11 protein-coding genes are annotated in these 13,373 nt (G+C 70.9%); 2 read left to right on the forward strand and 9 right to left on the reverse strand.

The annotated features are described in order from the left end of the window. The first annotated feature begins 3 nt into the window (after positions 1–3). Positions 4–1,668, forward strand: coding sequence for an ATP-binding protein (locus tag OG496_RS05550; protein ID WP_405969835.1), 1,665 nt, complete (start codon positions 4–6; stop codon positions 1,666–1,668). 95 nt (positions 1,669–1,763) lie between these two features. Then, the gene (locus OG496_RS05555) at positions 1,764–2,675 is read left to right on the forward strand and encodes an SGNH/GDSL hydrolase family protein (RefSeq protein WP_405969836.1); all 912 of its coding nucleotides are present in this window, start codon (positions 1,764–1,766) and stop codon (positions 2,673–2,675) included. Here OG496_RS05555 and OG496_RS05560 read toward each other — a convergent pair. From OG496_RS05560 to OG496_RS05600, 9 genes are all read right to left on the reverse strand, one after another. Beyond that, positions 2,632–3,336 carry a TetR/AcrR family transcriptional regulator gene (locus tag OG496_RS05560; protein WP_405969837.1) on the reverse strand — a complete coding sequence of 235 codons (705 nt, stop codon included), beginning with the start codon at positions 3,334–3,336 and terminating at the stop codon, positions 2,632–2,634. The two genes, OG496_RS05555 and OG496_RS05560, sit on opposite strands and share 44 nt — an antisense overlap. After that, positions 3,303–5,309 carry a CocE/NonD family hydrolase gene (locus tag OG496_RS05565; RefSeq protein WP_405969838.1) on the reverse strand — a complete coding sequence of 669 codons (2,007 nt, stop codon included), beginning with the start codon at positions 5,307–5,309 and terminating at the stop codon, positions 3,303–3,305. Before OG496_RS05565 ends, OG496_RS05560 begins: the two co-directional genes overlap by 34 nt. Further along, positions 5,306–7,036: a dipeptide ABC transporter ATP-binding protein gene (locus OG496_RS05570; protein ID WP_405969839.1), complete on the reverse strand. Its 1,731-nt coding sequence runs from the start codon at positions 7,034–7,036 to the stop codon at positions 5,306–5,308. The genes OG496_RS05565 and OG496_RS05570 overlap by 4 nt, the downstream gene beginning before the upstream one ends. Beyond that, the gene (locus OG496_RS05575; protein ID WP_405969840.1) at positions 7,036–7,923 is read right to left on the reverse strand and encodes an ABC transporter permease; all 888 of its coding nucleotides are present in this window, start codon (positions 7,921–7,923) and stop codon (positions 7,036–7,038) included. Before OG496_RS05575 ends, OG496_RS05570 begins: the two co-directional genes overlap by 1 nt. Next, positions 7,920–8,876 carry an ABC transporter permease gene (locus OG496_RS05580; RefSeq protein ID WP_366492341.1) on the reverse strand — a complete coding sequence of 319 codons (957 nt, stop codon included), beginning with the start codon at positions 8,874–8,876 and terminating at the stop codon, positions 7,920–7,922. The genes OG496_RS05575 and OG496_RS05580 overlap by 4 nt, the downstream gene beginning before the upstream one ends. Before the next feature lie 2 nt (positions 8,877–8,878). Beyond that, on the reverse strand, positions 8,879–10,462 hold the full coding sequence (locus tag OG496_RS05585; RefSeq protein WP_405969841.1) for an ABC transporter substrate-binding protein: 1,584 nt from the start codon (positions 10,460–10,462) through the stop codon (positions 8,879–8,881). Between the two features lie 187 nt (positions 10,463–10,649). Next, positions 10,650–11,408 carry an ABC transporter permease gene (locus OG496_RS05590; protein ID WP_405969842.1) on the reverse strand — a complete coding sequence of 253 codons (759 nt, stop codon included), beginning with the start codon at positions 11,406–11,408 and terminating at the stop codon, positions 10,650–10,652. Further along, a complete protein-coding gene (locus OG496_RS05595) occupies positions 11,405–12,205 on the reverse strand; it encodes a class I SAM-dependent methyltransferase (RefSeq protein ID WP_405969843.1) in 801 nt (266 codons plus the stop codon). Before OG496_RS05595 ends, OG496_RS05590 begins: the two co-directional genes overlap by 4 nt. A gap of 5 nt (positions 12,206–12,210) precedes the next feature. After that, positions 12,211–13,245: an ABC transporter substrate-binding protein gene (locus OG496_RS05600; protein WP_405969844.1), complete on the reverse strand. Its 1,035-nt coding sequence runs from the start codon at positions 13,243–13,245 to the stop codon at positions 12,211–12,213. Positions 13,246–13,373: the final 128 nt, after the last annotated feature.

The raw sequence follows: 13,373 nt of genomic DNA on the forward strand, positions 1-13,373 counted from the left end.
GTCATGCCGCCCCTCGCCACCCCGGACTTCCGGCTCCTCTTCGACGCGTCACTGTCCCCGCTGCTGGTGCTCAGCCCCGACTTCACGATCGTCGAAGTCAACCGCGCGTACCTCACCGCCACCCGTACGGAACGCGCGATCGTCGGGCAGCGCATCTTCGACGTCTTCCCCGACAACCCGGACGACCCCTCGGCCGACGGGGTCGCCAATCTGCGCCGCTCGCTGGAGTCGGTAGTGGCGACGGGCCGCAAGGACACGATGGCCCTCCAGCGCCACGACATCCCCGGCGGCGAGGCGGGCACCTTCGACGAGCGGTACTGGAGTCCCGTCAACTCCCCCATCCTGGATGCCGCCGGACGCGTCACGCACATCATCCACCGGGTCGAGGACGTCACCGACTTCGTCCATCTGCGCCGGGTCGGCCGGGAGCAGGAACGCGCCGTGGCGGAGGCGCAGATGCGGGCGGAGGGCATGGAGATCGACCTGTTCGTCCGGGCCCGGGAGATCCGCGAGGTCAACGAGCAGCTGAGCCGCGCCAACGCCGAACTGGACGCTGCCGGAAAGCAGTTGAGGGAGGAGCAGCGGGCCAAGGACCGTTTCATCGCCACGCTCTCCCACGAGCTGCGCAACCCGCTCGCCGCCGCGACCGCGGCCGTGGAACTGTTGGCGCTGGACCTGCCGGACGGCGGCCATCCCGCGCTGCCCGTCCTGGAACGGCAGTTGGGCACGCTGGTACGGATGAGCAACGATCTGCTGGACGGGACACGGGCGTTGACCGGCCGTCTGGAGTTGGTGCCCGAGCGGGTCGACGTGCGGTCCGTCGTCGAGGGGGCCTGCGCGGACATCCGGAGCCTGTTCGGACACGAGGACCGCACACTCCAACTCACCTTGCCCGACACACCTGTTGTGGTCGACGGGGACCGGCTGCGGCTGGCGCAGGTGCTGACGAACCTGCTGTCCAACGCGCTCAAGTACACCCCGCCCGGCGGACGTACGGAGGTCCGCCTCGCGATCGACGAGGGCCAGGCCCGGCTCACGGTCCAGGACGACGGCATCGGTTTCGAACCCGCCCAGGCCGAGGATCTGTTCGGGGTGTTCACCCGCGCGGCCCCGGCCGGCCCCAACACGCCAGAGGGCCTCGGCCTGGGGCTCGCGGTCGCCCGCACGGTGGTCGACCTGCACGGCGGCCGGATCAGCGCACACAGCGAAGGCCCCGGCAAGGGCGCGACGTTCACGGTCCTGCTGCCACAGGCCGACGAGGAGGCACCGGAGCCGCCACGGCCGTCCGCGCTCCCTCGCCCCCGGCGCCAACTGGCCGTCCTGATCGTCGAGGACAACACCGACCTGGCCGCGACCTACCGCACGTTGCTGGAGCGGCAGGGCCACCACGTCACCGCCGTCCACACCGGCGCGGACGCGCTCACCGCGACCGAGTCCGACGTCTTCGACGTGGTCCTGTGCGACCTGGGCCTGCCCGACACCGACGGCTACACGGTGGCCCGTACGGTACGCGCCCGCCCGCACGGCACCCGGCCGCGCCTGATCGCGGTCTCCGGCTTCAGCCAGGGCACCGACCGCTCGCTGTCCCGGGCGGCCGGCTTCGACGCCCATCTCGCCAAGCCGCTCCCCCTGACCGATCTGCTGGAGTTCCTGGAGAGTCCCGAGTAATCGGGCGTAGTAGTCAGTTCGGGTGTCTTCCTCCTTCCGTCCAGCTGTGCTTGCCTGAGGGGCCGTTTTCCGGTGCCGGGGGCGGGAGTTGGCGTATGCGGAGACCGTGGATCGTGGGTGTGGTGCTGGCCGCGGTGCTGCTCGGCGCGTGCACGGACCCGTCGTCCGGGCCCGAGGTCGCCCCGCCCACGCCCTCCGTTCCGACGACCACACGACAACAGGCGCCGGTCTCGCCGAGCACTACCCCGGTGAAGTGGGCGCCCAGCGTTCTGTATCTCGGGGACTCCCTCGCGATGGAGAGCCAGAACGTCCTCGGGCGGGAACTGCGCGGCGAGTTGGACGCGACGTACACGAGCGCCCCGTACTCGGGGACCACGCCGTGCGACTACCTGGAGGGCACCAAGGAAGGTTCGCTGGTGCCGGACGGGGACAAGGCGGCCGTGCTGGTGCGCGCGCTGCACCCGGACTTCGTGGTGCTGCAGTTCTGGGGCAACGCGTGGGGCTACACGCCCTGCATGGACGGGATCACCTACGACGCCGACCGGGAGGCGTACTTCACGCGGTACAAGGCCGACGTCAAGAAGCTCACCGCGCAGATCGCGACCGCCGGTGGCGCCCAACGGCCCACGATCGTCTGGGTGTTGCAGGGCCCCGACCCGATCACGCCCGAGCGCGTCCGGAACGTGAACGCGCTCTACGAGTCCCAGGCCAGGTCAGCGGCCGATCTCGTCGCCGACGCCGGCAGCACCGTGAGCCGCGCCGGAGCCCGCTACACCTGGACCCAGTACCTCCCCTGCACCGCCTACGAACGCGCCCACCCCGACTACTGCACCCAGCCGGCCAACGGGCGCACGGCCCTGCACCTCGACTCGGACTACCTGCACTTCTGCCTGGTGCCGACGACCTCGACGCCCAGGCCGTGCCCGGTCCCCTCCCCCGGCATTCTGCGGATCGCCCGGGAGATCACTCGGGTGATCGGCGCCCAGGCCCCAGTTCCGTCTCGATGAGGCGGTTGAGGTGCCGGCGGGCGTCCTGGGTGCTCAACGGGGGTGCCTGGCGCAGGCGTTGCAGGGCGAGGCCGTCGGCGAGGGCCGCGAAGCGGACCGTGAAGCCGTCGAGGTCGTCGGCGTCGAACTCGCCGTCGGTGACGCCCCGTTGGGCCAGTGCGCGGATCTGCTGGTGCCAGGTCTCGTAGCGGTGGGCCTGGCCGCCGCTGAAGGCCGCGTCCGTGCCCTGTTCGCCCGCGTTCCAGTAGTCGAACCACATGCGCCAGTGCCGGTCGGTGTCCTCGGTGAACAGCGCGTCGACGAGCAGCCGCAGCGCCTCGGCACCGCTCGTCGCCTGCTCGGCCGCCTCGCTCAACTCGGCGTAGTAGCGCTCGATATGGAGGACCATCGCCTCGGAGAGGATCTCCTGCACACTGCCGAAGTGGTACGTCACGGTGCCGACGGAGACCCCGGCCGCCGCCGCCACGTCCCGCACGCCGACCGAGGCGTAACCGCGTTCCGCTATCAACGGGACGGCCGCCTCCACGATGAGCCGGCGGCGCACCTCGGTGGGCTGCCGGGTGCGGTCGGCGGCGGCTACGGCGCGGCGCGGGGACTTGGTGGCCGGCTGGGGCTGCTTGGCGGCCGTCATCCCGACGTCCTCGGGGTGGTGCGGTGCCATGCTCGCTCGGCCACTGTCTCTCCGTTCGCCCGTGCTTCGACGCGACTGTCCATGACGAAGTCCGCGGCCGTGGCGCGCAGCTCCGTCCGCGCCATGATCTCAGCGTCGTAGTCGTCCCCGCGGCGCAACCGGATCCGCCACTCCGACACGGCGCTCGCGGACAGCGGGTCGTCACCCCGGATGCGGTACGTCTCCCGCGCGCTTTCCTCGTAGCGCAGCCCGTCCGGATACGTCCGCGAACCCCCGTAATTGGGGTCGACCTCCAGCGTCCACTCGCCCTTGGCGACGTCGTGCGTGACGAGTCGCTCGGGGGTCGGCTCGGCGGGCCGGTCGTAGGTCACGTCGAGCGGTGTCGCCTGTTCGGGTTCCTCGAAACGGATCAGCGGCTCATCTCCCGCTTCGCGCACGGGCAGTTGTACGGCGCTCTCGGCCGGTACGACCCGCAACTCGCCGCGCTGGCCGTGCGGCCAGACCCACGGCCAGTACGTGTCGGAGACGGCGAGCCGGACGCGGTGGCCGGCCGGGATCGCGTAGCCGATGCCGGTCAGCTCGAACTCGACGTCCTCGTACGTCCCCGGTGTCCACTCGACGACCCGGTCACGGCCGTGCCTGCTCAGCAGGTTGAGCACTCCACGGGTGACAAGCGTGGACGAGCCGTCCGGCGCCACGTCGCACAGGCGGGCGACGACATGGGCGCGCGGGGTGCTGCTGTCGAGGCGGAGCCTGACGCGCGGGCGGCCGAGGATCTCGACGCGTTCGGTGAGCGGCTCGGAGTCGAAGCACACCGAACGGCCGTCCTCCTCCCGCTGGTCCGGCGGCAGGTCGCTCGCGTTGCCGAAGGGGAAGAAGCGTCCGGCGTCGAGGCCGGTGTGCTGCGGGGAGCGTACGAGGACGGGTTCAGCGCTGGCGCCGAGGGGACGTGAGTCCCAACTGACCTTCTGGCTGGGCCACTTGGCGTCACCCACCCAACGGCCGGGCAGCACGTCGTACGACGTCGCCGGCGGGACCGGGTCGGTGATCCAGGCCCGCAGCAGCGGCTCCGCCATCGCTCCCGTGTCGATGCCCTTGAGGTGCTGGTCCCACCAGCGCAGGGTCTCCTGAAGGAAGCCGATCGCCGGGCCGGGCGGCAGTCCGCGGTCGGGGTACTGGTGCGACCACGGGCCGACGATGCCCCGGACGCGGTCCTCGGTCAGGTGCTCGACGAGCCTCAACACGGCGTCGCGGTACGGGTCGTTCCAGCCGCCGACCGCGAGGACGGCCGCGTCGATGGCGGTGTAGTCCTCGCAGACGCTGCCGTGCTGCCAGTAGTCGTCGCGCTGTTGGTGTGCGAGCCAGGTGTGGAGGAAGGGTTCGAGGGCGTCGAGGCGTTCGCGCCACATCGGCACCCAGCGGTCCGCACCGACGCTCGCCGGGTCCGGCGGGCGGGAGGCGAAGGCGAGCATGGTGCCGGCCCAGGCGAGCATGTCGATGCCGAGGACGGCGCCGCCCGTGTAGTGGACGTCGTTGTCGTAGCGGTCGTCGGTGGAGCAGACGGTGACGATCGCCTTGAGCGGTTCGGGCGCGAGGGCGGCGATCTGGAGAGCGTTGAAGCCGCCCCACGAGATGCCGAACATGCCGACCTTGCCCGTGCACCAGGCTTGTGTGGCAAGCCAGTTGATGACGTCGACGCCGTCGGCGAGTTCCTGCGCGTCGTACTCGTCGCCGGGCAGGCCCTCGCTGTCACCGTGACCCCGGATGTCGACGCGGACGGAGGCGTAACCGTGTCCGGCGTACCAGGGGTGACGCTGGGCGTCACGCGGTGCCGTCCAGTCGCTCTTGCGGTACGGGAGGTATTCGAGCAGCGCGGGCACGGGGTCGGACTCGGCGTCATCGGGCCGCCAGATGCGGGCGTGCAGCCGGGTCCTTCCGTCCCGGGTGGGGATCCAGACGTCCTCGCGGACGACCTGGCGCTCGAACTGTTCGCGGTACTTCACAAAGCTCCTTCTGCCACGGGGGCGTTGAGGGGGCGCCAGCGCCGGACGCGGTGGCCGTCGTCGCCCTGGCCGGTCCAGATGTCGTCCCCGTCCGCCGCGTCGGCCCAGTCGGCGGTGTCGTCGACGTAGGGCTGTGCGTCGGGGTCGGGTTCGAGGGCGGCGGCCATGAGCTGGCGGGTGTAGGGGTGCTGGGGGTCGGCGAAGACGGTCTCCGTCGGGCCTTCCTCGACGACGACTCCGTGGCGCAGTACGACGACCCGGTCCGCGATGCCCCGTACGACGGCCAGGTCGTGGCTGATGAACAGGCAGGCCAGGTCGCGCTCGCGCCGCAGGTCGTCGAGGAGCCGGAGGACGTCGGCCTGCACCGACACATCCAGGGCGGTGGTGATCTCGTCGGCGATCAGGACGTCCGGCTCGCCCGCCAACGCCCTTGCTATGCCTATGCGTTGGCGCTGACCGCCGGAGAGTTGCGCGGGCAGGCGGTCGGCGAGGGCCGGGTCCAGGCGTACGTCCGAGATGAGTTGCCGGGCCCGCTCGGTCGCCTCCGTGCGGTCGGTCACCGTGCCGAAGAAGCGCAGGGGGTGGCGGACCGCGTCGCCCACCGAGCGGCGGGGGTTGAGCGAGGTGTCGGCGTTCTGGAAGACGAGCTGCACCCGACGGCGCAGGGACAGCGGCCGTTGCTGCGCCGGGCGGGCCAGGTCGCCGTCCGCGTGTTTCATCGAGCCGCCGGACGGGGTGCGCAGCCCGGCCAGGCTCCACGCGAGGGTGGACTTGCCGCTGCCCGACTCGCCCACCAGGGCGAGGACTTCGCCGCGTCGGACGTCGAAGGAGACGCCGTGGACGGCGCGTGTGCTGCCGTAGTCGATGGTGATGTCCTGCGCGGACACGGCCACGGGGGCGTCGGCGGGGACCTCCGCCCTGGGCCTGACCTCCCGCTCCCCCGCCTCCCCGACGACGGCGAGCCCGGCGTCGTCGAGGCGCGGCACGCTCGCCAACAGGCGCTTGGTGTACGGGTCTTGGGGCTGGGCGAACAACTGCCTGGTGGCCGCCGATTCGACCACGCGGCCGGACCGCAGGACGGTCACCTCGTCCGCCATGTGGGCGACGACGCCGAGGTCGTGGCTCACCAGGACTGCGGCCAGGCCGAGTTCGTCGCGGAGGGCGGCGATCAGGTCGAGGACGCTGCGCTGGGTGACGACATCGAGGCCGGTGGTCGGCTCGTCGAGGACCAGGACCTTGGGGCGGGCCGCGATGGCCATGGCGATGGCGACGCGCTGCTGCTGGCCGCCGGAGAGTTCGTGCGGGTAGCGGCGGGCCAACTCCGCCGGGCGCGGCAGCCGGACCTGTTCGAGGAGGTCGACGACGGGTACGTCGCCGCCCGCCTCGGCGATCTGCCGTCCGATGCGCATGGAGGGGGTGAGGGCGTGGCCGGCGTTCTGGCCGACCATCGCGACCGTTCCGCCGCGCAGTCGTCGCAACTCCCGTGCGGGCAGGGCGAATACGTCGGCTCCGGCGACCTGGACCGAGCCCCCGGTGATCCGGGAGCCGTGTCGCAGGTGGCCGAGGAGAGTCGCGGCGATGGTCGACTTGCCGCTGCCGGACTCGCCGACGAGGGCGTGGGTCTGCCCCTCGGCGACGTCCAGCGACACCTCGTGCACGACGGGGATGTCCTGGCCGCCCGAACGGTAGGCCACGGACAGAGAGTTGACGGACACGATCGAGGCCATCAGGAGCCCTCCCTGATCCGGTCGACGCCCCACGCCTTGGACAGGCCGTCGGCCGCGAGGTTGAGCCCGACCACGAGGGTGGCCAGGGCGATGATGGGGGCGAGGCTGGCCATCGGGACGACGGTGATGGCGGTGCGGTTCTCGGCGACCATCAGACCCCAGTCGGGAGTGGGCGGGTCGGCGCCGAAGCCGAGGAAGGACAGCGAGGAGATCAGCAGCACGACCCAGGAGGCCCGCATCGCGAACTCCACGCACACCACGTCCGTGATGTTCGGCAGGATCTCCCGGCGCAGGATCGACCAGGTGCTCTCGCCCCGGGCGCGGGCCGCGGTCACGTAGTCGGTGGGGACGACCGCGAGGGCGGCGCCGCGGACGACGCGGACGACCTGCGGGACGTAGGTGATCGCGACGGCGAGGACGATGACCGACGGGCCGGTGCCGAGGGCGGTCACGACGACGAGGAGTGCCAGGACGGAGGGGATGGACAGGATCGCGTCCAGGATCCGGCCCAGTACGTCGTCGAACCAGCCGCCGCGCAGGGCCGCCGCACATCCGATGACCGTGCCGAGCGCGACGGTGATCAGGGTCGCGGTGACGGAGATGCCGAGCGCGTACCGGCCGCCGTAGAGGACGCGGGCGAGGACGTCCCGGCCGTACTGGTCGGTGCCGGCCCAGTGGCTCCAACTCGGGCCGAGGAGGGCGTGGTTGGCGTCGTTGGCGATGGGGTCGTAGGAGGTGAGGAGGGGTGCGAGCAGGGCGATCAGGACGTGTACGGCGACGATCGCGAGGCCGACGAGTGCCGTGCGGGAACTGCTCACGGTGCGCCAGGCGCGGACGGTGCGGGCGCCGCGTACGGTCGTCGGCGGGACGGTGTCGAGCGTGGTCATCGGGTCCTCCCTCGGGTGCGGAGCCTGGGGTTGAGGGCCATGGTGGCCAGGTCGGCCGCGAGGTTGCAGACGACGTAGACGACCGCGCTGATGAGGGCGATGGCCTGGATGGTGGGCAGGTCGCGGTTCTGCACGGAGGAGAGCATCAGCTTGCCTATGCCCGGGTAGTTGAAGACGTTCTCGACCACCGCGACCCCGCCGACCAGCCAGGCGACGTTGAGCGCGATGACGTGCAGGGTGGGCAACAGGGCGCTGGGCAGGGCGTGTCGGGTGACGACCCGCCAGGTGGAGAGGCCCTTGAGGCGGGCGGTGGTGACGTACTCGGTGGCCATCACGTCGATGACCGAGGTGCGGGCCATGCGGACGATGTACGCGGCCATCACCACGGCGAGCGCGAGTGCAGGAAGCCATACGGCGGGCATGAGTTGGGAGACGCTGGCGTCGGGGCCGTAGAGGACGACCGCGGGGAACCACGGGAGGGCGACCGAGAAGCACAGGACGAGCACGGTGGCGACGACGAACTCGGGGACGCTCATGCCGACGAGGCTGACGGTGGAGATGACGTGGTCGGGCCAGCGGTCGCGGTAGAGGCCCGCGAGGATGCCGAGGACGATCGATCCGGTGACCGCGAAGAGGACGGTGACGACGGCGATCAGCGCGGAGTTGCCGAGATACATGGAGACTTCGCCGCCGACGGCCTTGCCAGTGACGAGGGAGGTGCCGAAGTCGCCGTGGAGCGCGCCCCAGACCCAGTCCCAGTACCGCTCCCAGGCCGGCCGGTCGAGCTTCAGCTTCTCGCGCAGGGCCGCCACCGCGTCCGGGGTCGCGTCCTTGCCGAGGATCTGGGTGGCGACGTCGCCGGGCAGCGCCTGGACGGCGAGGAAGACGAGGATGGAGGAGAGGAAGAGGGTGCCGACTGCAGCCGCGATACGGCGGGTTATGAAGGAGAGCATGGTCAGGCTCCCTTCAGGCCGATGTTGAGGTAGTCGAACTCGAAGCCGTGCTCGGCGTATCCGCGTACCTTGCGGGAGATGCCGACGAGCCGGTCGGCGAACATCGGGGTCATCGCCCCGCCTCTCTCGATCACCAACGTCTGCGCCTCGCCGTAGAGTTCGCGCCGCTTGGTGTCGTCGATCTCGGCGCGGGCCCGGTCGAGCACCGCGTCGAATTCCTTGTCGGACCAGGCGGTCTCGTTGTAGGAGGAGCCGCTGCGGAAGATCTGGGTGAAGAGCTGGTCGACGGGCCGGCCGGTGAACCAATAGGTCGCCATCAGCGGCTTCTTCATCCAGATCTGCGTGTAATAGGAGTCCGCGGAGGCCGTCTTGACCTTGATCCGGATACCGGCGCGCTCGGCCGAGTCCTGGTAGGCGAGCGCCATCGGCGTGAACAGCGGGTCGTAGGACGACGTGTAGAGGTCCATTGCCAGGCCCTCGTGGCCCGCCTGCTTCAGCAGGTACTTCGCCTTCTCCGGGTCGTGCTTCGGGTGCGCGGAGATGTACGCGGGGTCGCTCGGCGGTACGGGGTTGTCCCAGCCGGGGGTGCCCGCGCCCTGGAGGGCGACCTTGACGACGTGCTCGGGGTCGTAGGCGAGCTTCATCGCCTGGCGGACGCGGACGTCGGTGAAGGGCTTCTCGGTGGTGAGCATCGGGAGGACGTACCACTGGGCGTTCTTCACGCGGGCGATGGTGGCGCGGTCGGAGGCGGCGACCACGCGGGCGGTCGCGAAGTCGAGGTTGGTCTGGGACAGCAGGTCGACTTGGCCTGCCAGCAGGGCGTTTGAGCGGGCCGACATGTCGGCGACCGAGTAGAAGGCGACCGCGTCGAGGACGGGGCGGCCCGCGAAGTGGTCCTTGTACGCGGTGACGCGGCCGGGGCCCGCCGGTGCGAACGACTCCAGCTTGAAGGGGCCGGTGCCGATGCCGGTGCGGCCGATGGACTTCGCGCTGCCGTCGGGGATGACGTAGCAGTTGTAGTGCGTCAGCAGGCTCGGGAACTCGGCGTTCGGGCTCTTCAGCGGGACGACGAGGGTGTGGGCGTCGGGCGTGCCCAGCTTCGCCGGGTCGATGAGCGGGGCGAGGACCGCGGCCTGCGGGGACGCCGTCGCCTTGTCGAGGATGTGGCGCAGTGTGTAGGCGGCGTCGGCGGAGGTGAAGGCGCGGCCGTTGTGGAAGGCGACGTCCTTGCGGAGGCGGAAGGTCCAGGTGCGGGCCTTGGCGTCGGTCTCCCAGGACTCGGCGAGGTCGGGGGCCAGCTCACCGTTCGCGGCGACGCGGACGAGCCGGTTGTAGAGGGCGCCCAGGTACTCGTACGCGGACAGCGAGCTGGCCGGGTCGAGGGTCTCGGCGTCGGAGGCGGGCGGCCGGGCGATGCGCAGGGTGCCGCCGCGGTCGGGGGCGCCCTTCTCAGCGGCGGCCGGCAGGACGGGGGCGGCCTGTGCCCCACTGCAGCCGGTCAGCAGCCAGGACCCGCCGAGCGCGGCGGCCGAGGCGACACCCGCGGCGAGCACCGACCGGCGGCCCGGGTGGTGGATGTCGGACATGTACCGACCGTCCTTGTCGCTATTCGTTCAGCCGAACGATTGAGTGAAGTTGGTGAACGATAACGAGGGGATGGTTTCCCGCCAACCCCTTGAGCCCGGAAATTAACGTCCGAAACGCACTGGTTACGCGGAGGGGGCGCGCGGGGGTCGCGGCGACGGGTCGCGCGGGGGCTCCGAGCGCGGTCGCTCAGCCGGTGGTCTCGCGGGCCCAGGGCAGCAGCGCCCGCTCCGCGAGGACGACGACGTAGAAGAGCAGCACGCTCATCACGCTGAGCAGGGCCATCGCGGCGAACGCAAGAGGGGTGTCGGCGTTGCCGCCGGAGGCCACGATGACGTAGCCGAGGCCCTGGTCGCCGCCCGCGAACTCGCCGACGACCGCGCCCACGACGGCCAGGGTGACGCCGAGGCGCAGACCGGTGAAGACCTGGGGCAGGGCCCACGGGATACGGAGTTTGCGGTAGGTCTGCCAGCGGGACGCGGTGAGCGAGTGGGCCAGCTCGCTCAGCTCCAGCGGGACCGAGGTCAGCCCGGCCATGGTCGACACCACGACGGGGAACCAGGCGAGCAGGGCCACCATGAACACCTTCGGGGCGGTCCCGAAGCCGAGCCAGACCACGAGGAGGGGTGCCACCGCGATCTTCGGTACGGCGTTGACGGCGACCAGGAGCGGCATGACCGCGCGTTCCACGCCACGCGACGCGGTGAGCAGGACGGCGGTCGCGAGTCCGGCACCCACGGCCAGCCCGAAACCGACGGCCGTCTCGGTGAACGTCTGCCAGGTCTGCCGGAGCAGATAGCCGGGCAGCCGGCCGAAGGCGCGGACGACGTCGGGCGGTGACGGCAGCAGGAACGGCCGGATGCCGAAGGCGACGGTCGCCAGCCACCACCCGGCCAGCGCGCACCCGGCCGCCAGGACCGGTGCTCCCGCCGCCAGGACGCGTCTCACGCGGCGGGCCTGCGGCCGATGGTCGAGTAGGTGAAGTGGCCGCGCACCACGAGCCGGGGGTCGGTGACCAGTCGGCTCAGCTCGTCCAGTTGAGCCTCGGTCATGCCCGCCGCCAGGAACTCCTCCCGCGTCTGGGCGATGTTCCCGGCGATCAGCAGCGCGCCCGCGGTGCCGCCCGGCCAGGACCGGGCCTGGATCACGGTGTCCACGTCGGTCAGGCCCGCCGCCAGCATGGCGGCGGGCACCCGGCCCGCCCAGGTGGGGTCGTTGCCGTGGGCGGGCAGGACGTGTTCGACGAGCAACTCGTGGTAGCGGTCGACCAGTTGGGCCGCCTCCGGGGTCGGGGCCGCCAGCACCAGTTTGCGGAAGGTCGTCTCGAAGTCCTCCACCACCAGCGCACCACCGGGTGCGAGCGCCGCCGCGAGCCTCCGGAGAACGGCTTCCCGTCCGGGCAGATGCAGCAGCACCAGCCGGGCGTGGATCACGTCCCAGGTCCCGTCCGGCACCGGTTCGCTCTCCAGGTCGTGCACCAGCACGTCGTACGGCGGACTCGGTGGCAGATGACGGGTGTTGACGTCGGTGGCCAGCACCCGCCCGGTCGGGCCCGTCGCGCGAGCCAGCCAGGCGGCGATGCTGCCGCCTCCCGCACCGGTCTCCAGACAGCGCCGGCCGGTCAGGTCACCGAGGGACGACAGCCGCGAGATCGTGAACTCGTCGAGGATCGCGGGGAGTTGCCCGTGCCGGTCGACGGCCTCCGGGTGGTCGTTGTCGAAGACGTACGGGAGCGGTGTCTCCACCTCCGTCAACTCCCCTTCATGGCAGCGAAGTCGACGACGTCCTGCGGGGTCATCCCGGGCTGGATGACCCCGGCGTTCTGAAGGCTGGTGATGGCACGCCGCATCCGCGCCTCGGTGATGAGGCCGATGGACGAGTCACCCTCGGCCGTCACGGACGGCGTCATCAGCTTGATCTCCGCGGTCGCGGCCGTCGCGTCCGTCTCCGGGTGCTTGTCGTGCAGCAACTTCCCTGCCTCGTCCGGGTGTTGGATCGTGTACTTCAGTCCCTTGAGCAGGGCGGTGCGGAAGCGCTTGACCAGGTCCGGTTTCTTCGCGGCGAGGGAGGCCGTGGTGACGGTCGCGTTGCCGTACAGCTCGGGCAGGTAGGTGCTGTAGGGGAACACCACGACGTGCTTCGACCTGGCCTGCACGGTGGCCTTCTCGATGGTGGGCCGGCCGATCAGGAACGTGCTGAGCGCGTCGGCCTTTCCGCTCGCGAGGGCCGGGCCCAACTGGACGGGCTGGACCGCGATCCAGTGGATTCCGGCGGAGTCGATGCCGGCGAGCCTGGCGTAGCCGGGGAAGAGCAGCTGGTTCACGGAGTTGGCGGCGGCCGCGATCCGCTTGCCCTTGAGGTCCTTCGGGGTGGTGATGCCCGAGCCCTGCATCGCCATGATGGAGACGAGAGTCCGCTGATGGATGGCGAGTACCGCGCGGAAGTCGCGATAGGCCGTGGAGTTCTTGGCTCCCGCCGAAATCATCGCGCCCGTGAGGTCCAAACTCGTGAACTGCGCTTTTCCGGAGGCGAGGGCCTTGAGGTTCTCGCCGGCGGCCTTTCCGAGTTCGATCTGTACGTCGATTCCCGCCTGCCGGAAATAGCCCTTCTGCTCGGCCACCCAGGCGAAGGCGTCCCGTCCCGCCGCACCGAAGGCGGTGACGTAGGTGATGTGATCCTTGGACGAACTCGGGCTCTTGGAGGAGGAGTTGGAGTCACAGGCAGCGGCGGCCAGCAACGTGACCGCCGTACAGAACACCGTCGCCGTGCGGTATGAGCGGATCATGCGACCTCCCCTGACGGGGGAATGGGTGGGGGGACGGCGGCACTTGACGGGGCTTTATCGCCGGGGTCGCGATCCGGAAAATCGTACGCTCGCATGTCACAATCCAGCAGAGCGATTTTCGGTACTCC

The sequence above is a fragment of the Streptomyces sp. NBC_00988 genome (assembly GCF_045162645.1).
Lineage (GTDB): Bacteria > Actinomycetota > Actinomycetes > Streptomycetales > Streptomycetaceae > Streptomyces.